We start from the raw sequence: 22,801 nt of genomic DNA on the forward strand, positions 1-22,801 counted from the left end.
TTGTAAACGGATATTTGTTACCTTGTTGTAAACTAATCATCTATGAGACTTTTCTTTTTCTTTTCCGTATTATTTGTTCAGTCATTGGTTGCGCAGAACACGGTATCCTTCGAAGAAGGTACTACCTCCCCAGAAGCTACACTTTTAGATGTCGAATGGATGACCGGTCATTGGAAAGGAGAGGCCTTTGGAGGTATTACTGAGGAAATCTGGAGCCCGCCCTTGGGAGGAAGTATGATGTTTTCCTTTAAACTTGTAGTGAATGGAATGGTCAATTTTTATGAATTGGGACATATCAAGGAGGTGGGTGGAACCTTGTTATTACAATTGAAACACTTTGGCGGCGATTTAAAGGGTTGGGAAGAAAAGAACGATACGGTCGATTTTAAATTAGTTAAACTAGAACCTAATAAGGTGTTTTTTGATGACTTTACACTAGAAAGGATATCGGACCAAGAAATTAATTTATATGTTGTCGTTGGAGACGATGAAGGGAACCAGGAAGAAGTTCAATTCAATTACAAAAGACAATAAAGTGGAAAAAAGAAAATGTCTGGAATGTGGTTCCGAAATCATGGGCCGAATAGACAAGAAATTTTGTAATGATTATTGCAGAAACGCTTACAATAACAAGGTCAACAAGGACAGTAAAAACTTGATGCGGAACATCAATAATCGGTTAAGAAAAAATTATCGTATCCTGGACAGCTTTAAACTCAACGATGGGAAAACAAAAACTACCAAAACCCGTTTGATGGACAAAGGGTTTGATTTTGAGTATATTACCAATCTCTATACGACAAAAAAGGGAACTACCTATTACTTTATATATGACCTGGGATATCTTCCCTTGGACAACGATTACTATATGATCGTAAAACGCGAATAGTGTTTTTTTACTAAAAAATGCCTCCTTTCGGAAGCACCTTCTTTAACTAACTTGGTTTAAAAATTTATTTCCAATTGTGACCACTCAATTTTAAGGCCGCAATTACGATATCCTTTCTACTTATCTGACCTACCAAGATTCCGTTTCGCATTACCGGTAATCTTCTTCTGTTATGTTGAGCAAAAATTCCGGCGGCATCAAATATGGATATATCATCCGGTATGGTTTCCACATTTTTGGTCATGAAATTCTCTACATTCTTCTCAAGAATAGGTTGGTTAAAGTAACGACTCTCCGAAATTTGTTTCATGCAATCGGCCTCTGAGATAATCCCAACCAGGAACCCATTGTCGTCCAATACTGGACCCCCTGAAATGTGATGTTTGGCAAACTTTTCCATTACCTCCAAAATAGACTGATCTGGTCTAAATGTCACTAATTTGGTCGTCATATAATCGGCCACCAATATTGGGGCCTCAAATTCTTTTTTAACAATCTTCCTGATTCCTTGAAAGCTTTTGATACCCATAGCGATTTATTTGTTGATTAATTAATAAATATATTAAAAAAAAGTTAATATGCTAAAAAAAATAGATGAATGGTGCCGTCTCTTTAATATTTAATACTTTTAAACAGAACTGAACACCAATGAAAAAGACCACCTCCGTAATAACATTACTCCTGTTGATCTTGGCCGTTTACTGGAGTATTGCCTCACTTATGCCCACCTATTCCCCAGATCAAGATAAAAACGAAACGGTATTTTCTACGGATAGGGCCATGACACATGTGGAAGCTATTTCCAAGGAGCCCCATGGAGTTGGGTTTCCAGGCCATAAAAAAGTACAGTCCTATATCGCCTCACAATTGGAGAAAATGGGGTTACAAACCCAATTGCAAACAGGATATACGGCTGGGGACTGGGCCAACTTGAGCAAAGCCACCAATATTTTGGCGAGAATAAAGGGATCAGGGAATGGAAAAGCACTGTTACTTTTAAGCCATTATGATAGTAGCCCACATTCTTCCTATGGCGCCAGTGATGCCGGTAGCGGAGTGGCTGCTATCCTAGAAGGTATTAGGGCCTTTTTAGCAAAAAACGAGGCCCCTAAAAACGATATAATCATCCTAATTTCCGATGCCGAGGAGTTGGGCCTTAACGGCGCCGATTTGTTCGTAAGGGAGCATCCATGGGCCAAGGATGTGGGCCTGGTACTCAATTTCGAGGCGCGTGGAAGTGGGGGACCCGGAATCATGTTGTTGGAAACCAATAGGGGCAACTACAATCTCATCAAGGAATTCAGCAGGGCAAATCCAGAATATCCTGTGGCAAACTCCCTGGCCTATAGTATATACAAATTACTTCCTAACGATACGGACCTTACGGTGTTTCGGGAAAAAGGGGACATTGACGGGTTTAATTTTGCCTTTATTGATGACCATTTCGACTATCATACCGCTTTGGACACCCATGATCGGTTGGATAAAAACACTTTGGCCCACCAAGGGAGTTATCTTAGTGCACTATTGGACCATTTTAGTGCTTTGGATCTGGATAGTATCCGAAGCCTAAAAGAATCCGTGTATTTCAATGTGCCCTTTTTTAAAATGGTATCCTATCCCTTTGAGTGGATTTGGCCCATGCTTTTTATAGGAATTGCCTTTTTTATCGCCTTATTGGTATTGGGCATCAGAAAAAAAGTACTGAACGGAAAGGATATCTTAAAAGGTTTTGTCCCCATGTTAATGGCCTTGGTAATAAACGGAGCCGTAGGTTACTTTTCTTGGAAAGCGTTGACGTCAATATATCCGGGGTATTTGGATATGCTACATGGGTTCACCTATAACGGTCATGCCTATATCCTGGTTTTTGTTTTTTTCTCCTTGAGCATTTGTTTTTACGCCTATCATAAGTTCCAGGTCGTTAAAACCCCCAATCTTTTGATTGCCCCGTTATTTTTATGGTTGGTCATTTGCACCTTGCTCTGTGTTTACCTAAATGGTGCGGCATTTTTCATTATCCCCGTGTATGCAGGCCTGGTTGCCCTGTACATTCTTATCAATCAAAAGAGTCCTAACGGGTTTCTAATGCTTTTCTTGGGCTTGCCGGCCGTTTTTATCCTGTCTCCCTTTATTCAACTTTTTCCTATTGCCCTAGGACTTAAAATGATGGTGGCAAGTACCATATTTGCGACTTTGACGTTTTTTCTGTTGCTGCCCCTTTTCATTCGATATCGCAACAAAAGAGGTTTGGCCTTCCTCAGCTTTTTGCTCTTTTTGGGCTTTTTGGTATCGGCACATATGAATTCCGATTTTAATAAGGATAACCCAAAACCCACTAGTTTGCTGTATGTATGGGATGTCGACAAAAACGAAAGTCGCTGGGCCACTTATGAAAAGGTATTGTCGGATTGGACACAGCAGTACATTGGCGCCGACAAAAAGCGTCCACAGGATTTATCGGAAAATACCATAAGCAGTAAGTATGGGTCTGGGTTCAGCTATATCTCCGACGCCCCTAAAAAGAATATCCTAACTCCCGTTATTGAGATTATTTCAGATACCATTATTGGCACCAAAAGGTCTATTGAACTTAACGTGATACCACAAAGGGACGTAAACCGATTGGAAATTTTCACGAATAATACTACCATCAGCAAGGCCACGGTAAATGATATAGAACTATCCGACTATTATTTAAAAGGCCGAAGAAATGGAAAATTGGTGACTCATTATATCAGCGAAAACGACACCACAAAGCTGCTGTTGGAATATCCTTCCGAAGGGAATCTGGAACTAACCTTTTACGAGGCCAGTAATGATCTATTGGATAACCCCTTGTTTTCTGTGCCGAAAAGGCCTGAAGATATTATTCCCATGCCTTTTGTATTGAACGATGCCATTCTCACCATTCAAAAAATGAGGTTTGAATAAGGTCATAGGGGTTATAGGCTGTGGCTGGTTGGGCCTTCCTTTGGCCATACAACTAAAGGAACAAGGTTATACCGTAAAGGGAACTACCACCTCTAGGGATAAAATAAATACGCTTTCCAAATCGAGCATTACACCTTCTTTGATACAAATTTCAGAAACAGAAATTGAAGGCGATATAGCCGATTTTTTAAAAAGTACGGATATACTGGTCGTAAACATACCTCCCAGACTACGGGGAAAAGGTACCAAAGAGAATTATGTTAGTAAGATTGCGTTGTTGATCAAGGAAATAGAAATCTCAACAGTAAGCAAGGTTCTATTTGTGAGCAGTACTTCTGTGTACGGCAACGATCAGGGAGAAGTCAATGAGGAAACCCAACCGATGCCCACTTCCGAATCCGGAAAACAACTATTGAAAACCGAAAAATTGATACGGGACAATATTCATTTTGAGTCGACCATTATCCGATTTGCAGGCCTTATCGGTCCGGATAGACACCCGGTTACCATGCTCTCCGGTAGAACAAATCTCAGTGGAGGTGATGCACCTACGAACCTGATACACTTAGATGATTGTATCGGCATTATTACCACAATTATTGAGAAAAATGGTTGGGGAGAACTCATCAATGGGGTTAACCCCGAACATCCTACAAAAAGGGAATACTATGCCCAAATGGCATTAAAAAAGAATCTGCAAGCCCCGGAATATCAAGAAAATAAGGGCAATAATCATAAAAAAATAACAATAAGTAATACTTTTCTTACAAAAAACTACCGATTTTTAACCCCCATTTAAACTCAGTTCGCCACACATTTCGAGCATTTCACAACAAATGTTGATTGTTTATGTTAATAAAGTATTGATTTTTAAATAGTTATCGACGAAATACATAACTTTATGTAAACTTTAAAAATAAAGTATCATGAAAAATTCTCAGCTTAACGAACGGATTATCATGGAGTTGGAAGGTTTAATTACAAAAAGTTGTGGAGAGAAACGAAAATCCAAAAGGTTTACACAGTTACATATTGCTCTCTTAAAAAAGTACTATAACGCAGCCGATGTTTCCATCGATTATCATAGACACCGGATCGAGATGGCCGTCCTTGCAGACGATTCTTCATATACACCTGGCAAGCCAAATATCAACTTGCCCATAATATATACCAATCTATTGTTTGGAAACTTGAGGACCTTTTTACGCTCCTGTATTGACAGGGATAGAAAAAGTCTTGGATTCTATGCACAACTTTTAAGCAATTTTAGAAAGGAAAAGGAAGTCTATTCCCTCGTCTAGATACCTAAAAAATCATAAAAAAGGATGCCTTAAAGGCATCCTTTTTTCTTTTACCTGCAATTAAAGCTTTCCTTAACAAGTTCATTCGGAATATTTTAATAGTTTAGCGCACCAAAAAATAAATCATTACGTGATGAAAAAATTAGTTATGGTGCTTGTGCTTTCCATAGGTCTTTATGGAACCGCGCAGACCAAAAGTGAGCTTCAAAAGCATTATGAAGAATTTTATGCTCAAATGCGGTTGCAGGGTGATATAGATGGTGTCATAAATGCCCTGACCCATTTAAATGTACTTTCGCCCTCCAAGGAGCGTATGGATACCTTGGCCTATATTTACGCCAATGACAATCAGCACTTACAGGCCCTTAACACTATTGGTATCGAGAAAGTGGATTCCGATTCTGATTTGGCCGTTCAGGTCAAAGCTATTTCCCTAAAGGCCTTGAACCAACCCAAAAGAGCGTTGGAACAATTTGAAATATTGAATCAGCGAAATCCAAATGCATATTTGGCCTATGAGCTTGCCGATTTAAAAATCCAGATTGGCGACAATGCGGGAGCGTTGACCAATATTGAATATGGTATTGCCAATGCCCAGGATGATATGCGCTATGCTTTTTATGAGCGTCAGCAGCCTTATGAGGTTCCTTTAAAGGCAGCCTTTCTCCACTTAAAGGGGTTGGTACAATTTAATACGGACAAAGAGAACATTGATGCCGCGATTGCCACCATTGACGAGGCATTGGCCATTGATCCCAATTTTAACTTGGCAAGCTTGAGCAAACAGGCGCTCACCTCCAGAAAACAGGCACCGACTACGGAACCGAAACAGTAAGCAATCAATTCCAATATATCATTTAAAAGCGGGCGATGCCCGCTTTTTATTTTTTATGAAATTCCCCTAAACAAGCCATAGTCGTCCGTTATCAATTCAAAACAAGCATCAAAATTGACCTCTTTGCTCGCTCCATGCGTGGGATTCCAAGTTTGCTATCTCACTTACCTTGGCTGTATCTTAAAAGGGGTACGGTGTAGAAGTATGAACTAAATGGATTGATTATCTATTAATTCAGAAGGCAGGGTGTTGTTTACCGTCACATTGAATTGTTCCCGCAGCGCATTATAGGCAGCAATCAATTCCTTGATGGAATTTTCCGGGTTCAAACGATATTCCAGGTCGCCCTTTGTTTTTAATATATAGGTTTTAACCACCTTCTGTCTTCCTTTTATTTGGGGAATATTAAATTCTTCTGGGTACTCCCCTTTCTCCAAAAGCTTTTGCTTTTCCACCAAATCATCAATGACCAATACAAGGTCTTCTCTATAGTCAATCGTATAAATCCTATTAAAGCTCTTATCAAAGTCATCAAACTCCTTCCAAGTCTTCAAAATGGAATTGGCCTTTGCATTGATGGATGTAACAGGAGGCAATTCCTCTGCCATGGTCCCAAAGCTGGACACCTCTTCGGTAACCGTCTCTGAGGCACTTTGCCTACAGGATCCCAGAACCAACAGCAATACGAGAAAATACAGGAATTTTGGCATGGATCGAAGGTACAAATTTTGAGAAAAGTTATCTTTACCCAATAGGTGATTTAACTTCTTTTTTGATGGAAAAATATATATTGATTATTGGTGCTTGCGGACAGATTGGAACGGAATTGACCCTCACCCTAAGGGAACGCTATGGCAATGATCGCGTTATCGCCAGTGACATCCGCGAAGGAAGCGATAATTTGATGAATTCCGGACCTTTTGAAATCCTGGATGCCACCAATTACGATGCCTTGGAAGAAGTAGTTGCCTACCATGATATCACAGAGGTCTATCTAATGGCCGCCATGTTGAGTGCCACCGCGGAGAAATTCCCCATGCGCGCCTGGAACCTCAACATGAATTCCCTTTTCAATGTTTTGAACTTGGCCAAGGAGAAAAAAATTAATAAAGTCTTTTGGCCTTCCAGTATTGCAGTCTTTGGGCCTAACACCCCTAAAGTGAACACGCCACAAAATACGATTATGGAACCTAGTACGGTTTACGGCATAAGTAAACAATCCGGGGAACGATGGTGCGAATACTACTATAATAAATTTGGTGTGGACGTACGTAGCATCCGTTATCCGGGTCTTATTAGTTGGAAGACCATGCCGGGTGGCGGTACCACGGATTATGCCGTTGAGATTTATCACAAGGCCCTAAGTCAAGGGCATTACACCTGTTTTCTTAAAAAAGATACCTCCCTGCCCATGATGTTTATGGACGATGCCATCAAGGCCACACTCCAATTAATGGAAGCAGATACCGAAAACATCAAAGTACGTTCCGCCTATAACCTTGCCGCCATGAGCTTTAATCCAGAGGAAATTGCCAAAAGTATACAACAACATATTCCCGATTTTAAAATGGCCTATGAACCTGATTTTAGACAGGCCATTGCGGATTCCTGGCCCAAAAGTATTGATGATGCTGATGCGCAAAAAGATTGGAACTGGCAACCGGATTTCGATTTGGAACGTACCACGGCGACTATGTTGGAAAATTTAAAGGTGTAGGAATCAGTTAAAGGATTGCCTAAACTCCCTGGGAGAATAATTGGTTTTAGTCTTGAAGAGTTTGCTAAAAGACTGCGGGTGTTCAAAACCAAGTGCATAGGCAATTTCACTAATACTCCTATTGGTCGTGCTCAGTTGAATTTTAGCCTTTTCTACCAACTTTTCATGTATATGCTGTTGGGTGTTTAGGCCCGTCAAGTGTTTTAAGGTACTACTCAAATAATTTGGGGAAAGGTTTAAGCTATCCGCTATGAATTGTACCGTGGGCAAGCCTTTGTCCATCCCTTCCTTCACATCAAAAAAGGCATCCATAATCTCCTCCAAACGCGATAATACCTCGTGATTGTTCTTTTTTCTGGTGATAAACTGGCGTTCATAAAACCGTTGTGCATAATTGAGCAACAATTCCACTTGGGCGATGATGATATCCTGAGTGAACCGATCCATGTTCGCCTGATATTCCTGTTTTATATTTCTAAGGATATCGGCAATGACCTTTTCCTCCTTTTCGGATAGAAAGAGGGCTTCGGTTAGGGAATAATTAAAAAAGTCATATTTCTTGATGGAAGTGGCCAAAGGGGTGTTCCAGAGAAAATCCGGATGAATCAATAATATCCACCCGGAAGGTTCCTTATCCTTGTCTTTTTCCACATAATTGATGTTTAAAATCTGATTGGGAGCAAAAAAAGACATGAGTCCATCATCAAAATCATATTCCTGTTGTCCATACCGATATTTACCGGGAACATCCTTTTTAAGCGCAATGGAGTAATAGGTCTGTAGCCAACTCACGTTGTGGTTCTCCGGTGTGTGTACTATGGAACTATAATCCACCACACTGATCAAGGAATGCTCGGGCTTGGGAAGCTTACGAATCCGATGGAACTCGCTTATGGAATCGATTCTATGTATGGGTTTGTTTTCCATATTCAAATTTACAGCATAGTTCCCCCTGAGGCTTCAATACGCTGCCCATTGATCCAACGGGCATCATCGGTACAAAGAAACGCGACAAGCCCTCCAATGTCCTCAGGTTCCCCTACCCTTCCCAGGGCCGTTACGCTCGATACCATTTTTCGTTTCTGTTCATTGGTCTTGTTCTCCCCGTTACCAAAATCAGTGGCCACGGCTCCAGGCGCTACCACATTGGCTCTTATTTTACGCTCCCCAAGCTCCTTGGCCAGATAGCGGGTAAAGACCTCCACACCTCCTTTCATGGATGCATAGGCCGAGGACTTGGGAAAGGTAAATCGTGCCAAACCGGAGGAAATATTAATGATTCCCCCACCGTCGTTCATATATTTTAAGGCCTTTTGGGTCAGAAAATAGACGCCCTTCAAGTGAATGTTCATCATTTCGTCAAAATCCGCTTCGGTGGTGTCCACAAAGGGTTTGTAAATGCCCGTTCCAGCGTTATTAATGAGAAAGTCGAAGTTGCTGCTCCCCATGGTTTCTTTAAGGGCTTCTTCCAATCGACCATAAAAGGCATCAAAAGTGGACACGTCACTGGTGTCTAATTTCAAAGCAACCGATTTTACCCCTGATTTTTTTACCTGTGCTACCACATCCTCCGCTGCAGCCTGGTTGGAGTGATAGGTAATAACAACATCCAGACCTTTTTTTGCAATTTGGAAGGCCATATCGCGACCAAGACCCCTACTACCTCCGGTAATTACCGCTATTTTCTTTGTGCTCATAAGTTTTGTTTTTTTACAAAGTTCGAAAAGATAGATCCAAAAAAAGTATCCATATCCATGGATTAAGGAGCCAAATCCAATTTTCGCCCTAAAACAGGATTAAACATCATCACCTTCACCCAAATCATCAGGCTCTATGTGGATCAGTACATGCTCCAAATTGGGTATCACGGCTTTGAGGTGATCCTGTAACCTGTGTGCAATGTCATGTCCGTCCCGCACGGAAATATCGGCCTTCACCATAGCATGCAGGTCGATATGATATTTCATGCCCGCCTTACGGATGTAACACTTTTCCGTACCCACAATGCCTTCCACCTTGTTCGCCTCCGTCCTGATGCTATCCAAGATATCATCATAGCGATGTTCGTCCATAATTTCGCCCAATGCCGGTCTAAAAATAAGATAGCTATTATAGAGGATAAAGCCCGATGCCAGTAAGGCCGCCCAATCGTCCGCCGTTTCGTAGCCTTTGCCAAAAATAAGGGCGATAGAAATACCGATAAATGCCATAATCGAGGTAATGGCATCACTACGATGGTGCCAGGCATCTGCCCTTAACGAGGAACTATGGGTCTGCCTGCTTTTTTTAAGGACAATTCTATAGGAGACTTCTTTCCATAAAATAATGACCCCAAGTACGATCAAGGTCCATGGTTTGGGGACTTTATGTGGAGTATTGATATTTTCAATACTCTCGTACGCGATGACCGTGGCCGACGTCACCAAAAAAGCAACGACCAAAAAGGTTACCAAAGGTTCTATTTTTCCGTGACCGTAGGGGTGGTTCTCGTCCGCCGGTCTTTTTGCGTATTTGAGTCCCAATAAAACCAATAAGGAGGAAAATATATCCGTGGTAGACTCAATGGCATCGGCAATCAAGGCATAGGAATTTCCAAAAAATCCCGCTAACCCTTTTACCAAGGCCAAACAGGTGTTTCCTATGATACTGAAATACGTGGTTCGTATGGCACTTTCCTCGTTCGTCATATTGCTTTGGACACCCTTCAAAACTGTAGCAAAAATACCACCTTCCCATCTTTCTGTCACCGACTTCTGGGATAATTTTAGACCTCTTTTCTACTTTAGGTATTTGTCTTCAAAAGCCCCTACCTTTCGTTTCAAATAATCGGGAGCATTGAATCGAATACCTAAAAACAAATGGTAGAATATTCTGGTATCGTGGTTTACGACCGTAGTATATTCCTGCTTGTATTGCGCACCGGAAAGTGTGGTATATAGCCCTGTATAAAAGCGATTGCCATTATAGCCCGCGCCAATTTTACCACCCCATCGGAACAACAAATTATTCTGATCGGTAATAACTTCTCCAGAATTGAGCCGGGTCGTTAATTTGGTATGTAGATACCCTATTTGGGCCTGCGTCCCCAACGAAAGGTAATATTTTTTGTTGGCCACAAAGGTATAGGCATATCCCGGACCTGCACTTGTTTCCCAATTATTGGATTTTTGCGTACCTGGGGTCTCGGAGGTATCGTCTATAATATAATAGCGTGAATTGAATACCGGAATAAAACTGCCAGCGCTTTTTAACTGCCGCTCCGTTTGGGAGGTAAGGCTTCTAAAGGAAAAGCGGGAATTACTGTAATACCCCGCCGAAAGGGAGAAACCGGTATACCTAAGGTCTGGGAACTGAATAAAGGGATCCCCATGATTACGGGGCGTAAAATCATTGGTATTGGCCAAATAATAGCCTTTGACCCTGTCATAGGACACCTCAAAAAAGCTTTTCTTAAAGTTAAGTGCCGTACCCCAACTAACACTTTTGGTCTTCCCTTTTAGGTTCTCGTTCCCGTTGCCGGGAATAAAGTTCGGGGCTAGGGAAAAACCTAATGAAATAAATCGATAATTGAGATTATACCTTAGATGGGTCTTCGCATTCGGGTGGATAACCAATCGCTCATTGGGCATGCGCACCTCAAAAACCTCATAGGCATTGTTCAGGGAGAGGTCCATGGCCATTTTATTGTCCATTTTTTCAATCCAACCATCCGCCACGATCAATGTGGAATCCTGGGCCTTCATGTGTAAGTGGGCCAAAATAAGAACACCTAAACACAAACGTAATCTAAATGGGATATGGAAAAGATTGCTCTTAAGTTTCATGGTTAGTGCATTGGATGCCCAACTAAATATACAAAACAATCCAATGTAGACTTTTGGATTTCATGGCCTTCACAAAAAAATCATATGCCCTGAAAAGGGTTTTAGAATCCATAGGACTTTCTGGCACTTGCAATCTGTTCCTCCTCCGTGGTTTTCGGATACAGGATATATTTTGGTGCGATAATGGGTTTAGCCTGCTCCACTCTAATTTTAATAATGGTGTTGAATGGAAATTTTCCCTCGGTCATGGTATTCAACAATGGCTCCATTTTATCGAATCCCGAATCTTGCTTTTTTACAAGCTCCGCCGTTCCTTTGAGTTGAAACCCTTTTTGAACCAGTACAGCCAAAATACTGATACATACCTGCGGATTGTGCTTTATGTTTTTTACACTTTGGGGCGAGGCAATGTTGGCTATGATGATATACTCCTCCTGGTAATAGGTGAAAATCTCCTTTGGGGATACATTGGGTATATTATCCGGGGCTACCGTAGCCAACCAGCACAATACACTTTTGTCCATACACCGCTTTATTTCTTTGGATAGTTTCATTTTTTAAGGGCTTACCGCTTTTTTATAGTTTTCCAAACAAGCATCCAAGGGATTTCCAACAGTATGAATGCATTCACAAAATTGGTATCCCGCTTCTTGGTTGGGTGCATCCACAAATTGCTTTTTACAGTCCTTGAGGGAATTCCTGGGCATGACTTCATGGCCAAATTCGGCAAAGGCCACGGTGGCCACTAGGGTCAAGAGTACAAAACCGGCAAACAGGTATGGAAACTTCCAACTGTATTTTTCCGGTTTTTGAACAATCCCCAAATCCGAAAAGTGGTTTAGGGGCAAGAGATACCGTACCCGATCGTAGTTCCATACCAACAAAAAGAGACAGGCCAACACCATCAACGGGGAGGTCACATACGATCCCTCAAAACGCACGGCATAGGAGAGCAACCAAATATTCACGATAATAGGGAAGTATAAGAGTGCGCCTAAGGTCACCGTTCTGGGAATAAGCAACAATATGGCCGCCACGATCTGTGCCACACCAATAAAAGTGTAATAGTAGCCCGTATGGTGCAGGGCCTCCAAATAAGCCCCCATGGGATGTTGTACCGCCAAGCCACTGGCAAAACGTTCCCCAATGATCTTTACCCAACCCGCCACTAGAAAGGCAAAGGCCAAACTGATCCTACAGAAAAGGGAAAATAGCCAATACCAGCGGTTTTGTTTTATAGTGACATAAAAGGCTTCAAATTGTGCCAACATGGGTTACTTATCAGTTTTAAGGGTTCCCAAGTTACTGAAACAAAACATATCTGGGCGGTTTAAGTCCGTTTAGCCTTAGACTGACCAACATCTGCGCGCGATGATGGGTAATATGGTCCGCCAACAGCATTAAAATCTGCCGCTTGGAGCGGGTAAGTCCAAAATAATCCAGTTCTTCCTTGAGGTTATTGACATCAAAGTCCTTGATAAACTGGATGGTGGTATCAAAGGTGTTTTCGATGGTCTCCATCATCTCCGCCTTGGTCTTTTCTGCAACCTGGAGTTCCATATCCGTTTCCCAATTGCGGGCGGGACGGCCTCCCATAAGGGACTGACTGTGCCAATCCATGGCCCAAGCGATATGCATAAGATTTTCAGCAAAGCTGAGCGACTCTGGGGTGGCCTTAAAGTCATATTTTTCCTCGGGCATCATCTCCGCGACCAGCAGCAGGTATTTTTTGGAGTTTTCCATACGTTCCAGATATTCCTGGATATATGCATCCTCTTGGGCGAAGAGCGGTGATGCTATGGTGGAAACGAGTAGTAGGGAAAGGATAAAATAGAGAGGCTTCATAATCGATGATTTTTTAAGATTGATATGAAATTGTTTTTAAACTTATTTTATGGGCCAAATGGTCTTAAAGGTTTCGCAGACCACGAGCATATCCTCAGAAAAAGTTTCTGGGCCATCCTCAAAGGTACTCTCAAAAAATGCACGGTGCGCCTTCTTCCATTTTGGAAGAGGTTCTTCCTGCGTACCCATGTCCATAGCGGCGTAGGCTTCTGAAATTTGCTTAAAAGGTATTGTGTCTACTTGTACAATCTCAATAATGGCCTGTGCCGTACCGTCAAAATTGGTGATGATGCTTTTGGTGCCCACAGCAGGCAAATCCGCCCCTGCATCCCCATACCACTTATAAAGCCCGGATGAAGCCCTCTTTTTCCCGTCTATAACCAGTTTTGCCAACCGATCGGCATCTTTTTGGTTATCGTGAAAAAACCAGGATTCTGGCATCTCCTCGCTTTTCGTTTCTGGATGGGCTTGGCTATAGTCCTCCCACATGGCGTAAACCGTAGGATCAATTTCGGTTTCCGTAGGAGCTTCCGTTTTGGGTTCACTTTTGCAGCTCGCCAAAAGGAGTAGTATAATAAAAGGGAGGTTTTTCATTTATTTTTTTTTTGAAATGGATTTTATAAAATAGGCGAAAACAACACCATTGCTTAAAATCAATGTTGATAACAGTAGTTTATTCATTTGCTATTTCAATCGCTTTCTCCAAAACTTCATCTCGACCTTGCTTAATACCCAAAATAGTGGGCTTTACTTCTAAATCAATTCTTACACCCTTCCTCTGTGTTTCGGTAAAATCAGGATAGAATACGCCTATACCTGAAAAACCTGTCTTAAAACCTCCAATAAACTCCGTTCTACTGACATTGCCATCAGCTCCTAGAGTTTGGCTGCCAATTGTAATTGAATTATTTACTGTTTGTAAGCCCATTGCATACAATTCAGCATAGCTAATTGTACGTGAATTAACGAGAACAATTACTTTTCCTCGATAAGGATTATTGTTATTTTCTCCCATTGATATTGGTTCTTCCCAGTAGAATTTTCCAGGGTAATTCAAGTCGGGAATAATGGAAACTAAAACCTCTCTGGCAGATGGGTTTAAAAAATTCAAAATATATGGTAATGTAAATTTTGGGTAGTTCCTTAAATCAAAAATAATGGATTTTGTATTTTTTATTTCTTCTAAAATAGTGGAAACATCAGATACCTCAACTTCTCCTAAGTTTATATATCCAATATCGTTTTCAAGTATCTTCCACTTATCAGTTGAGGGTTTTTTATACTTGAATTGGTCCAAAGAATACCTTCCAATTTTATTTCCTTTAATCTTGTCGTTTCTTAAAAACTCAATCTCAATGGAATCTGTAGCACCATTAAAAATTTTATTAAAAGCATATGCAAACTTTGCCGAAGTATTTGAACCTTGGATAAATTTACTTTTTTGTTGTAATATTTCATTTACAGTCTTACCGTTTACTTTTTCAATTACATCTCCAATTCTTAAATCATTTATATCAGCTAAGGAATCATTATAAAAACTAGTGATAACTGCTTTATTATCTACCATAGTAAATTTTGCAGGAATATATTTTGAGCCAAAATAGTCATTCGTTAAACTGGTATTAAATCCGGCATGACTATCGTCTAAATTAACGGTGATCTCTAACATCGCTAAATGATAATCCATTTCGGATTGGGGATTCAAAAATTTCGGAATCATTTCTTTTAGTACCCTATCCCAATTTTTGTCCATTTGATATTTGTATGGAAAAAAATACTCTATCGCATTCCAATATCTGAAAAGAGACAATACTCTTAAATTTTCATCTTTCCAGTCAAAGTTTTGATAAGCTTTTTCATTAATCAAAATTGCATTACTCGCTTTTTTGTTTTTTGTTACATAATTACTTTTGCCATGAAATCTATTATTCTCAATGTGTTTTAAGTTCTCCGATAATTCACTGGTGAAAATAGTACTGTCTTGTGTCCATGACAAGTTGAAATTTTTATTAAAATAATTTATTTTGTTTGAGGATGTGCATGACCGACATTCTTTGATTTTTCCAAGACTATCAATCAAAACAGAAAAAACAATAGATAAATCCTCCTTTGTTTTTGCCTTTTTTATTTTTGGAAATAACTCAATTAGTTTCTTGTCCCAGTCAAATTCTCCCTTTGCTACATTCGGATGATAATACTTTAAAAAGCCCCATACTTTGGCAGTTATGAAAAGTTTTTCATTTTCAGAAAGTTCTTGTTGAGAATAGATTGTAACAGAACTAAGAACAAAAACCAATAATATTAGGAAGGCTTTATTCATATTGTGGCTAACGGTTCATGGATCATAAGTTGTGGACTTCTCCATTGGAAGATATACTTCTGAATTTAAAGATAATTGATTGTAAGGATTACCTTTTGGAAAATCCCACAACAATTCATGAAGCGCCGTGTTGTGTTTTAGTGCTTTTATTTTCTATAACTTTTTTAAGTTTTTTAAAATTTTTGTCAATAAAGTAGTAATTCGGTAAACTTGCCTTACAAATCGTTCCACTGGAATTATAAATTACTACTCCATTTTCTAAAGATTTAATATCCGTCATTTTTATTGGGTCAGATAATTTGTTGAGATAAAGGAAATCTCCGTCAAAAGAAAGGTCATCGGGTTTGGGAAATTTCTTTTTTGAAATATAAACTCCTGAAATCAAATACAATGAACTAAAAATAATTGCATCGACTTTTTGCATTACAATACTATAAATCCAGAATCCAAAGCCAATGATTACATTAATTCGAGAAATTAAGTATTGAAAAAAATACAATGTAGAATCAATCTTTTTCTTCATTAAATAGATTTCAAAATTAAAATCTTATCTGTCCAGTATTAAACACAACGGTCTCGGGTAAGATGTCGTAAGCGACCGTAGGAGCTTATGCATTTTACCCATTGTTGAACTAAACCTAAAGGTAGCTTCAGGAGTTATCTAAATCTCCATTCACTACCTTTAAGATGTATAAAACTAATATTTAGCAAATTATGAAAAAAAAGTAGTACCCTGATCGAACGAGCCTGTGAACGTGTTCCAGAATTCCAGGAATTGTATCTCAAACTAAAACGTTCTGTTGAACTATCGGGCAAAAGCCAAAGCACCCTGACCAACTATGCCCGCTGTCTTTCACACATAGCCCTGCATTTTAAGTGCAGTCCACTCGATCTGGATGAAGAACAGGTGCTGGATTATCTACATGTTTTAAAGTCCCGGCACAAGACCCCGTCGAGCAGCTTCTTCAAGCATACCGTTTATGGTCTGAGGTATGCCTACCGGATATCAAATCGTAAAGAGATGCAGGTAATGCTCCCCGCTATTGAGCGTCCCAAAAAACTCCCTGTAGTTTTAAGTTGTAGGGAAGTAAAGCAACTCTTAAAAGCCCCAAAACTACTGAAGCACCGTCTGGTATTGGCGCTGCTTTATGGCTGCGGACTGCGCTGTTTTGAACTGTGCAACCTACAGTTAAAAGATCTGGATTTTGATCGTATGATGCTTCACGTCCGCCAAGGCAAAGGCAGGAAAGATCGGTATGTACCCTTGTCGAGGATGCAGATCCGCGGACTTAAAACATATCTTGCGGCAGAAAATCCTTGCACCTGGTGCTTCACTGGGAACAATACCGAAGGGCGTCCAGTCCCGCTTTCTACCCAAGGGGTTCGCTGGATTGTACGGGAAGCCCGTAAACATAGTGGTATTCAAAAGGAAGTGACCACCCACAGCCTGCGCCACAGTTATGCTACCCACCTTCTGGAAATGGGCTTGGATATTATGAGTGTAAAGGACCTTTTGGGGCACGCAGATATACAGACCACACTGACCTACCTTCACGTGGCACAACTGGGCAGGCAAAAGCCTTTCAGTCCACTGGATCGGCTCTACAAAGAGTAATGGCATCCGCTGCTCACGAAGTGGCCCAGGTATTAAATCGCAACAGGGAGTCTTTAGCAGACTGTTGTGCCACCAGCTGGCAACTAAGGACCCTGCACGCCCTGCGCAAATGTCGTACGGCTGCCCTGGGCGGTCACATTGACCACTGCACGAATCCATCCTGTAATACCTTGCACCTGAGCTACAACAGTTGCCGCAACCGGCATTGCCCAAAGTGTCAGGGGCACAAAAGGGAACAATGGATCAGGGCACGGGAAGAAGAGCTCTTGAACGTTCCTTACTTCCACGTGGTATTTACCCTGCCTTCAGAACTCAACCGCCTGTGCCTGTACGAACCCAAACTGCTGTATGGCCTGCTGTTCAAAACTTCATGGGAAGTCATAGCGGGGTTTGCTTCCAATCCTAAGTTTTTAGGTGCCGGTCCCGGGATGATCGCCATCCTGCATACCTGGGGACAGAACCTGTCCCTGCATCCGCACTTGCATTGTATCGTGCCCGGTGGTGGGGCAACCAAAAGTGGTAAGTGGAAACCTGCCCGGAACAAGGGGAAATACCTGTTCCCGGTCAAGGCCATGAGCAAGGTATTCCGTGCCCGCTTTGTTGCAGGGTTACGTAAAAAAATTAAAACAGAACAACCAGAGGCCCTTTACCAAAGCCTGTTCAAAAAAGAGTGGGTCGTCTATTGCAAGCGTCCGTTTTTAGGGCCACCTCAGGTAGTGGAATACCTTGGTCGCTATACCCATAAAATTGCGATCAGCAACCACCGAATCAAAAACCTGGATGACAGCGGCGTGGTGTTTTCGGTAAAAGATTACCGCCACGGGGGAAACAAATCCCTGATGTACCTGAGCGATACTGAATTCATCAGGCGCTTTGCCCTGCACATACTCCCTAAGGGGTTTGTGCGCATCCGCCATTATGGGATATTAAGTGCTTACCATAAACGCAAAAGTCTTGACCACTTGGGTAAAACCCTGGGGAAGGTACAGCTCCAAGAAAAACCGCCCCTGCAACACCGAATCTGCCCATCTTGTAAAAAGGGAGAACTGGTGACCCTGCATACGTTTACCGCACGGGGACCACCGGCACACTGGATCACAAAACTTAAAAAATACACTAAAGCACAGTAAGAAAATAAACGCCCTTTGAACGGGATAGGGAAGCCTATGTCCGAAACCAAGCAAAAGCGGCCAAAATACCCCAAAAACAGGAGGTTCAATAGAATTTAAGAAGTGATGGACATACTCGGGAGAAAAACAAGACCTCCAAATCACTATACGGTTCAAGTGCAGACCTTAAATAACCCATCCTAAAACAGACCAATACCCATAGAAGGCTGACCGACAGAGAACCGGTTCAGTCAACACGACGTTCATGCTGGGTCGTACCGACCACACGAACGCTAGTTATTAGCACCTGTTTTTATTTATATATTTTACTCCTTCTAGCATTAAACCTTGGTACAGAATTATTGGAAAGAACTTCCCATGCAAAAACTTGATGATCTGCATTTCTACCAACCCTTGGATAGTAGGATGGATTTTGTACAGAAATTTTCTCAGGTATCATTAGGTCCGGATATTGCTCAAATTTATCCTTGATTAACTGATTTCGTTTTGAACTTGGATTGGTGAAAACAAAAAAATTCCGACCATGATTTTCAGTAGTTAGAAGTGGTCGATCTTCACCCTTAGTGTTCGGTTCCAAAAATGTTTTTGAAGTAAATAGATTATTTAGACGTTTTTTCATACCACCCATCACAAAGAAACATGGTATGCCGTATTGATGTCTTACTATTTCTAATCTCACCAAATCCCACATAATGTCTTTTATACTTACAGCTGAATCTCCATACCATTTCGATTCAACAGCAGCTATCATTTGATTTTGGTTATCCTTAATAACTAGATCAATTTGAGGAGGTCTTCCTCTTCCTTTTTTACCTTGATTAAGAATTGGGTGGTTGTACTCCGCATCAACTCTATTCCCATATTTTGCTTTGAGAATATTGCCAATAGGTTGAGTCAGATACTTTTCATCGAACATATCGGCATTCATACAATGAAATTCATATAAAAGCCATCCTGCTACACCTTCCGCTATTTTTTTTACAGTCCTCAATTCTGTTTAAATATCAAGTTTAGTTTGTTTCTTTTTCTCTCTTTTATGAACTCGTTTGTGACAGTTTGTATGAAGAAGTACAGAATGCTCTAAGTCGTCTGTTATGCCACCTTTGGAATGATGAATGACGTGATGAGCTTCTGCTTTTTTAAAGTCTAGTGATTTACTACATTCAGGGCAAATCCCCCTTTGTCTAAAGAACAGAATTCTTCTTTGTTCTTCATTGTGTAGTCGTTCAGGGTCCTTTTCTATTATAGGCAGAAGCCTGTCAAATTCTGAAATCATAATTTCCAGTCTTGTTTTGAAAGAAGCCGGTGTAGTCATCAGTTTTGACTCGGTTTTATACGATTTATATGTGTCAAATTCCTTCTTGGTCATACCCCGTGGAGGCTTCAAGTCATAAATGGAGAACTTGTTTAGGTTACACATGAACTCTTTAGCAAAAGCAGAGAGTTCTGTGTTTAAGTTGTTATTTCCTGCCCGCTTCTTTCGCAAGTATGATATGAGTAGATAGAAAGAAATGACGTCTCGAATTTTGAAGGCTCCCAAAAGCATGTTTATACTATTGTGCATATAGTCAAGGTTTCCTTTGAAGAATTTAAGCTGCCTTTTGGGAACCTTCTTTTCATATTTCTTAATTGTTCCTGTAAGGGTATGGATGTCGAGAGATGGGAAAATTAAGTTGTCAAAATCACCTTCGAACTCCAAAGTCATAAGTTCAGCTGCTAATTGTCTAAATCTGAATCTTCTCTCTGTCCCTAAGAATTTGAAAAGTGGGTGAGTAATCGCGATGTCCTTAAATACATTTTTGAATTCCCCTCGATGGGCATTTAGCTTTTCTGCTTTGTTCAGAGGAGTCCCTTCTTGGAGTCTCAGAAATGTCTGGACAATATCTTCTTCTTTCGTTTCCGGATCGTGACTTTTGAGTTTAAGGTAGTATACAGAATATGCATCGATTTGAAGCTTATCCCTACGTGATAGCTCTGAGTACTTGGTTAAGTCATCGTCAATACCTTTTATTTCATCACTTAGGTAGGATTTGATAGTGAGTAGCCTTTGTTGTCCATCGAGGATTTCATACTGGTCCTTTTCATTAATAAAAAGAACCAGCACTCCTATAGAGTACCGTTGATCGATCGACTTAATCAGTTCAATTTTCTGTCGATCTTTCCAGATGTCCCCCCGCTGATATGATTCATTAATAAATATCTTATCGTTATCAAAAAGCTCTTGTATTTCACCAAGGGCAAAATGATCAAAGTCTATATCTGGTACTGTTTGTCTTGGCATTTTCTAATTTAATAGGTGCTAACAATTGTATATGTGTATAATTACACATATTTCTATTTTAGGGGAAGTGCCTTAAAAATCCTACAAATAATTGATTGGTGCAAATAAAGTTTTGGTTATACGGGGTTTTTAGGTCTCGACTGCCCTTCGACTTCGCTCAGAACAAGCTACTCGACCTTACAGAGGTGATTCGTAGGTGTTCCCAAGTTCTCGACTCCGCTCGAAGTGACAGTGATCGACCTGACAATTGAATATGCGATGTCATGCTGAGCCTGTCGAAGCATTCCACGCCACCAAGCTAGAACAGATTATTCCTCCACACTACGACCGTCCTCAGAATGATAAAAAAAGGCGTACTCAGAATAACAAAACGGGTATGCGTATGTTCATAAATGGGCATGGCCCTATAACGACTACAACGCACAGTGATTGCTAATGCTGCCTAAAACGAATTCTTCTGTTACTATAAACGACTACAACGCACAGTGATTGCTAATGCTGCCTAAAACGAATTCTTCTGTTACTATACTTGCGACTGAAATACACACACATTAATCTATCCTTAAAAACCTAGCGGCGTTATTATAAAAGATGTCCGCTTTCTGTTCCAAGGTCAAAAAATCCGCTTCATTGATGATATCGATTGACTTCCCCAGCAATTCTGGCCAAAGAAACGTGTCCGAACCAAACATAATGCGTTTTCCAAACCCTGCTGCCATGATTTTTTTAAGATGGTACTGGTAAAAATAGTCCGAGGGATACGCCCATTGGATTCCTCCCAGATCCACATAAATCTGAGGGTAATGGTACATCATGGTAATTAATTCATCTATAAACGGTTCCCCATAATGCATTATGGAGATACGCAGTTTCGGGTACTTTTTTAAAACCTCTTCCAATAACAAGGGATTGGAATATGCCGCTACATACTTTGGGCTAAATAAATAGGGACTACCTGGAGCTCCCGTCCCCATATGGATGGCCACAGGTATTTCCATCTCCTCCGCAAGGGCATAATAGGCATCCATTCTTGGATCGTTTGGCGGTATTCCCGCATATTGATTGGATATTTCCCCCAATACCTGAAAACCGTTGTTTTCAAACAATCCTCTAAGACTATCTAAAGGAATTGAATCACGCTCCAGTTGAAACTCCAAACTGGGAATCATGGTATTGGAGAATTTTTGCTTCCATTCCTCCAATATAGGTGTTGAACCACTTACCACGGGCCTAACTTTATACGTTTCCAATTGTGATTGAATTTTTGAGGTGTATCCTTCAAAAGATGTGGAGGACCACATTGGATTTTTACACGAAGGATTTTTTAAGGCAGCGGTCCAAGCTTCACCAAACTCCTGTTTTGGGTCAAAATGAGGAACCAAATTTGAAAGGGGGATACATAGACCCAATTCTTCTGGCGGCAACGTACTATTGTTTTCGGCATGTAAATGCATATCGATAATTGGGCCCTTATACAAGGAAACATCGCCCTTTTTATCTTGACTTATTAGCATTGATTTAAAGGCAGATATAATACTTAAAACAATTAATAATTTAAATGTTCTCATGATATAAAATTGGCAGCATATAGTTAAAATATGCCTTTGGATTGATTGTTTTTTAGGGGGAGTACCTTAAAAATCCTATAAATAATTGGTCGGTGCAAATAATATTTTGGGTAATTGAAGGGCAAAGGTAAAAACAGATTCTTACTCCTCGCCATGATCGTCGTCAGAAGGACAAGAATGGGGGGAATTTCCACAAAATAACCAAGAGCTTCATTGAACTTAACAAAAGAGCTCCCCTCCCTGGTCAGGGAGGGGTGTTTCGGTTCAGCGAAACGGGGAGGGTCGGAGTTTAAGTCACGATACTTTTTCCATCACCGAAAAAGTATCCAAAAAGGCTAGGCTGATTCTAGGATACTTGAAATCCAAGCAGTCCTTGGGCCACATCGCCCAGACCGTTTCCGATTACATCGGAATACTTTTTGGACGATTTCCTTCAGCAATCGCCAAGTCCTCCCGGATTTACTACCTATCCTATCATAGGCCGGTTTTGACTAAACACGAATTTGTGTTACATCGCCCATTGTAACACCAAAAAAAGCTCC

Annotated in this window: 24 protein-coding genes; 9 read left to right on the plus strand and 15 right to left on the minus strand. The window is 40.8% G+C overall.

Annotated features, from left to right (window positions below):
* Positions 1–42 precede the first annotated feature (42 nt).
* Both CJ263_RS06275 and CJ263_RS06280 read left to right on the plus strand, forming a co-directional pair.
* On the plus strand, positions 43–534 hold the full coding sequence (locus CJ263_RS06275; RefSeq protein ID WP_094996480.1) for a DUF6265 family protein: 492 nt from the start codon (positions 43–45) through the stop codon (positions 532–534).
* Positions 535–574: 40 nt separating this feature from the next.
* Positions 575–889, plus strand: coding sequence for a hypothetical protein (locus CJ263_RS06280; protein ID WP_094999137.1), 315 nt, complete (start codon positions 575–577; stop codon positions 887–889).
* A 64-nt stretch (positions 890–953) separates the two neighbouring features.
* Here CJ263_RS06280 and CJ263_RS06285 read toward each other — a convergent pair whose 3' ends face one another.
* Positions 954–1,418 carry a CBS domain-containing protein gene (locus CJ263_RS06285; protein ID WP_094996481.1) on the minus strand — a complete coding sequence of 155 codons (465 nt, stop codon included), beginning with the start codon at positions 1,416–1,418 and terminating at the stop codon, positions 954–956.
* A gap of 119 nt (positions 1,419–1,537) precedes the next feature.
* On the opposite strand from CJ263_RS06285, the gene CJ263_RS06290 reads away from it, so the two are divergent.
* From CJ263_RS06290 to CJ263_RS06305, 4 genes are all read left to right on the plus strand, one after another.
* Positions 1,538–3,823: a M28 family peptidase gene (locus CJ263_RS06290; RefSeq protein WP_094996482.1), complete on the plus strand. Its 2,286-nt coding sequence runs from the start codon at positions 1,538–1,540 to the stop codon at positions 3,821–3,823.
* Positions 3,816–4,622 carry an SDR family oxidoreductase gene (locus CJ263_RS06295; RefSeq protein WP_094996483.1) on the plus strand — a complete coding sequence of 269 codons (807 nt, stop codon included), beginning with the start codon at positions 3,816–3,818 and terminating at the stop codon, positions 4,620–4,622. The genes CJ263_RS06290 and CJ263_RS06295 overlap by 8 nt, the downstream gene beginning before the upstream one ends.
* Positions 4,623–4,749: 127 nt before the next feature.
* A complete protein-coding gene (locus tag CJ263_RS06300; protein WP_094996484.1) occupies positions 4,750–5,124 on the plus strand; it encodes a hypothetical protein in 375 nt (124 codons plus the stop codon).
* 133 nt (positions 5,125–5,257) lie between these two features.
* Positions 5,258–5,959, plus strand: a complete 702-nt coding sequence (locus CJ263_RS06305) for a tetratricopeptide repeat protein (protein ID WP_094996485.1) — start codon at positions 5,258–5,260, stop codon at positions 5,957–5,959.
* 209 nt (positions 5,960–6,168) lie between these two features.
* Here the strand turns inward: CJ263_RS06305 and CJ263_RS06310 are convergent, their stop codons facing one another.
* Positions 6,169–6,669: a hypothetical protein gene (locus CJ263_RS06310; RefSeq protein WP_094996486.1), complete on the minus strand. Its 501-nt coding sequence runs from the start codon at positions 6,667–6,669 to the stop codon at positions 6,169–6,171.
* 65 nt (positions 6,670–6,734) lie between these two features.
* On the opposite strand from CJ263_RS06310, the gene CJ263_RS06315 reads away from it, so the two are divergent.
* Entirely contained in the window at positions 6,735–7,676 is a 942-nt protein-coding gene (locus CJ263_RS06315; protein WP_094996487.1) for an L-threonine 3-dehydrogenase, read from the plus strand.
* 3 nt (positions 7,677–7,679) lie between these two features.
* Here the strand turns inward: CJ263_RS06315 and CJ263_RS06320 are convergent, their stop codons facing one another.
* The 10 genes from CJ263_RS06320 to CJ263_RS06365 all read right to left on the minus strand — a co-directional run bounded on the left by CJ263_RS06320 (position 7,680) and on the right by CJ263_RS06365 (position 16,188).
* Complete coding sequence (locus tag CJ263_RS06320) at positions 7,680–8,603, minus strand: helix-turn-helix domain-containing protein (RefSeq protein ID WP_094996488.1); 924 nt, start codon at positions 8,601–8,603, stop codon at positions 7,680–7,682.
* A gap of 8 nt (positions 8,604–8,611) precedes the next feature.
* Positions 8,612–9,373, minus strand: coding sequence for an SDR family oxidoreductase (locus CJ263_RS06325; protein WP_094996489.1), 762 nt, complete (start codon positions 9,371–9,373; stop codon positions 8,612–8,614).
* A gap of 99 nt (positions 9,374–9,472) precedes the next feature.
* Positions 9,473–10,363 carry a cation diffusion facilitator family transporter gene (locus CJ263_RS06330; RefSeq protein WP_094996490.1) on the minus strand — a complete coding sequence of 297 codons (891 nt, stop codon included), beginning with the start codon at positions 10,361–10,363 and terminating at the stop codon, positions 9,473–9,475.
* Between the two features lie 90 nt (positions 10,364–10,453).
* Positions 10,454–11,500 carry a DUF4421 family protein gene (locus tag CJ263_RS06335; protein ID WP_094996491.1) on the minus strand — a complete coding sequence of 349 codons (1,047 nt, stop codon included), beginning with the start codon at positions 11,498–11,500 and terminating at the stop codon, positions 10,454–10,456.
* A 101-nt stretch (positions 11,501–11,601) separates the two neighbouring features.
* The gene (locus tag CJ263_RS06340; RefSeq protein WP_094996492.1) at positions 11,602–12,054 is read right to left on the minus strand and encodes a pyridoxamine 5'-phosphate oxidase family protein; all 453 of its coding nucleotides are present in this window, start codon (positions 12,052–12,054) and stop codon (positions 11,602–11,604) included.
* A gap of 3 nt (positions 12,055–12,057) precedes the next feature.
* Complete coding sequence (locus CJ263_RS06345) at positions 12,058–12,771, minus strand: hypothetical protein (protein WP_094996493.1); 714 nt, start codon at positions 12,769–12,771, stop codon at positions 12,058–12,060.
* Between the two features lie 31 nt (positions 12,772–12,802).
* Complete coding sequence (locus tag CJ263_RS06350; RefSeq protein ID WP_094996494.1) at positions 12,803–13,345, minus strand: DinB family protein; 543 nt, start codon at positions 13,343–13,345, stop codon at positions 12,803–12,805.
* Between the two features lie 42 nt (positions 13,346–13,387).
* Positions 13,388–13,939, minus strand: coding sequence for an ASCH domain-containing protein (locus CJ263_RS06355; RefSeq protein ID WP_094996495.1), 552 nt, complete (start codon positions 13,937–13,939; stop codon positions 13,388–13,390).
* Between the two features lie 79 nt (positions 13,940–14,018).
* Entirely contained in the window at positions 14,019–15,665 is a 1,647-nt protein-coding gene (locus tag CJ263_RS06360; RefSeq protein ID WP_094996496.1) for a S41 family peptidase, read from the minus strand.
* Positions 15,666–15,780: 115 nt separating this feature from the next.
* Positions 15,781–16,188, minus strand: a complete 408-nt coding sequence (locus CJ263_RS06365; protein WP_094996497.1) for a hypothetical protein — start codon at positions 16,186–16,188, stop codon at positions 15,781–15,783.
* 252 nt (positions 16,189–16,440) lie between these two features.
* On the opposite strand from CJ263_RS06365, the gene CJ263_RS06370 reads away from it, so the two are divergent.
* Both CJ263_RS06370 and CJ263_RS06375 read left to right on the plus strand, forming a co-directional pair.
* Positions 16,441–17,280 (plus strand): tyrosine-type recombinase/integrase, encoded by an 840-nt coding sequence (locus CJ263_RS06370; RefSeq protein WP_308423278.1) that lies wholly within the window; start codon positions 16,441–16,443, stop codon positions 17,278–17,280.
* Positions 17,280–18,410: an IS91 family transposase gene (locus CJ263_RS06375; protein ID WP_094996498.1), complete on the plus strand. Its 1,131-nt coding sequence runs from the start codon at positions 17,280–17,282 to the stop codon at positions 18,408–18,410. Before CJ263_RS06370 ends, CJ263_RS06375 begins: the two co-directional genes overlap by 1 nt.
* Before the next feature lie 292 nt (positions 18,411–18,702).
* On the opposite strand, the gene CJ263_RS06380 is transcribed toward CJ263_RS06375, so the two are convergent.
* The 3 genes from CJ263_RS06380 to CJ263_RS06390 all read right to left on the minus strand — a co-directional run bounded on the left by CJ263_RS06380 (position 18,703) and on the right by CJ263_RS06390 (position 22,259).
* Positions 18,703–19,401: a hypothetical protein gene (locus tag CJ263_RS06380; RefSeq protein WP_094996499.1), complete on the minus strand. Its 699-nt coding sequence runs from the start codon at positions 19,399–19,401 to the stop codon at positions 18,703–18,705.
* Between the two features lie 6 nt (positions 19,402–19,407).
* Positions 19,408–20,691, minus strand: coding sequence for an HNH endonuclease family protein (locus CJ263_RS06385; protein ID WP_094996500.1), 1,284 nt, complete (start codon positions 20,689–20,691; stop codon positions 19,408–19,410).
* A gap of 551 nt (positions 20,692–21,242) precedes the next feature.
* Positions 21,243–22,259 carry an amidohydrolase family protein gene (locus tag CJ263_RS06390; RefSeq protein ID WP_094996501.1) on the minus strand — a complete coding sequence of 339 codons (1,017 nt, stop codon included), beginning with the start codon at positions 22,257–22,259 and terminating at the stop codon, positions 21,243–21,245.
* Between the last annotated feature and the right edge of the window lie 542 nt (positions 22,260–22,801).

This window comes from Maribacter cobaltidurans, from assembly GCF_002269385.1.
GTDB classification, from domain to species: Bacteria; Bacteroidota; Bacteroidia; order Flavobacteriales; family Flavobacteriaceae; genus Maribacter; species Maribacter cobaltidurans.

What these genes read in the sequence shown, in the direction of transcription:
- CJ263_RS06275 (WP_094996480.1), top strand. Translation starts at nt 43, where the DNA reads ATGAGACTTTTCTTTTTCTTTTCCGTATTATTTGTTCAGTCATTGGTT.
- CJ263_RS06280 (WP_094999137.1), top strand. Translation starts at nt 575, where the DNA reads ATGGGCCGAATAGACAAGAAATTTTGTAATGATTATTGCAGAAACGCT.
- CJ263_RS06285 (WP_094996481.1), bottom strand. Translation starts at nt 1,418, where the DNA reads ATGGGTATCAAAAGCTTTCAAGGAATCAGGAAGATTGTTAAAAAAGAA.
- CJ263_RS06290 (WP_094996482.1), top strand. Translation starts at nt 1,538, where the DNA reads ATGAAAAAGACCACCTCCGTAATAACATTACTCCTGTTGATCTTGGCC.
- CJ263_RS06300 (WP_094996484.1), top strand. Translation starts at nt 4,750, where the DNA reads ATGAAAAATTCTCAGCTTAACGAACGGATTATCATGGAGTTGGAAGGT.
- CJ263_RS06305 (WP_094996485.1), top strand. Translation starts at nt 5,258, where the DNA reads ATGAAAAAATTAGTTATGGTGCTTGTGCTTTCCATAGGTCTTTATGGA.
- CJ263_RS06310 (WP_094996486.1), bottom strand. Translation starts at nt 6,669, where the DNA reads ATGCCAAAATTCCTGTATTTTCTCGTATTGCTGTTGGTTCTGGGATCC.
- CJ263_RS06315 (WP_094996487.1), top strand. Translation starts at nt 6,735, where the DNA reads ATGGAAAAATATATATTGATTATTGGTGCTTGCGGACAGATTGGAACG.
- CJ263_RS06320 (WP_094996488.1), bottom strand. Translation starts at nt 8,603, where the DNA reads ATGGAAAACAAACCCATACATAGAATCGATTCCATAAGCGAGTTCCAT.
- CJ263_RS06325 (WP_094996489.1), bottom strand. Translation starts at nt 9,373, where the DNA reads ATGAGCACAAAGAAAATAGCGGTAATTACCGGAGGTAGTAGGGGTCTT.
- CJ263_RS06330 (WP_094996490.1), bottom strand. Translation starts at nt 10,363, where the DNA reads ATGACGAACGAGGAAAGTGCCATACGAACCACGTATTTCAGTATCATA.
- CJ263_RS06335 (WP_094996491.1), bottom strand. Translation starts at nt 11,500, where the DNA reads ATGAAACTTAAGAGCAATCTTTTCCATATCCCATTTAGATTACGTTTG.
- CJ263_RS06340 (WP_094996492.1), bottom strand. Translation starts at nt 12,054, where the DNA reads ATGAAACTATCCAAAGAAATAAAGCGGTGTATGGACAAAAGTGTATTG.
- CJ263_RS06345 (WP_094996493.1), bottom strand. Translation starts at nt 12,771, where the DNA reads ATGTTGGCACAATTTGAAGCCTTTTATGTCACTATAAAACAAAACCGC.
- CJ263_RS06350 (WP_094996494.1), bottom strand. Translation starts at nt 13,345, where the DNA reads ATGAAGCCTCTCTATTTTATCCTTTCCCTACTACTCGTTTCCACCATA.
- CJ263_RS06355 (WP_094996495.1), bottom strand. Translation starts at nt 13,939, where the DNA reads ATGAAAAACCTCCCTTTTATTATACTACTCCTTTTGGCGAGCTGCAAA.
- CJ263_RS06360 (WP_094996496.1), bottom strand. Translation starts at nt 15,665, where the DNA reads ATGAATAAAGCCTTCCTAATATTATTGGTTTTTGTTCTTAGTTCTGTT.
- CJ263_RS06365 (WP_094996497.1), bottom strand. Translation starts at nt 16,188, where the DNA reads ATGAAGAAAAAGATTGATTCTACATTGTATTTTTTTCAATACTTAATT.
- CJ263_RS06375 (WP_094996498.1), top strand. Translation starts at nt 17,280, where the DNA reads ATGGCATCCGCTGCTCACGAAGTGGCCCAGGTATTAAATCGCAACAGG.
- CJ263_RS06385 (WP_094996500.1), bottom strand. Translation starts at nt 20,691, where the DNA reads ATGCCAAGACAAACAGTACCAGATATAGACTTTGATCATTTTGCCCTT.
- CJ263_RS06390 (WP_094996501.1), bottom strand. Translation starts at nt 22,259, where the DNA reads ATGAGAACATTTAAATTATTAATTGTTTTAAGTATTATATCTGCCTTT.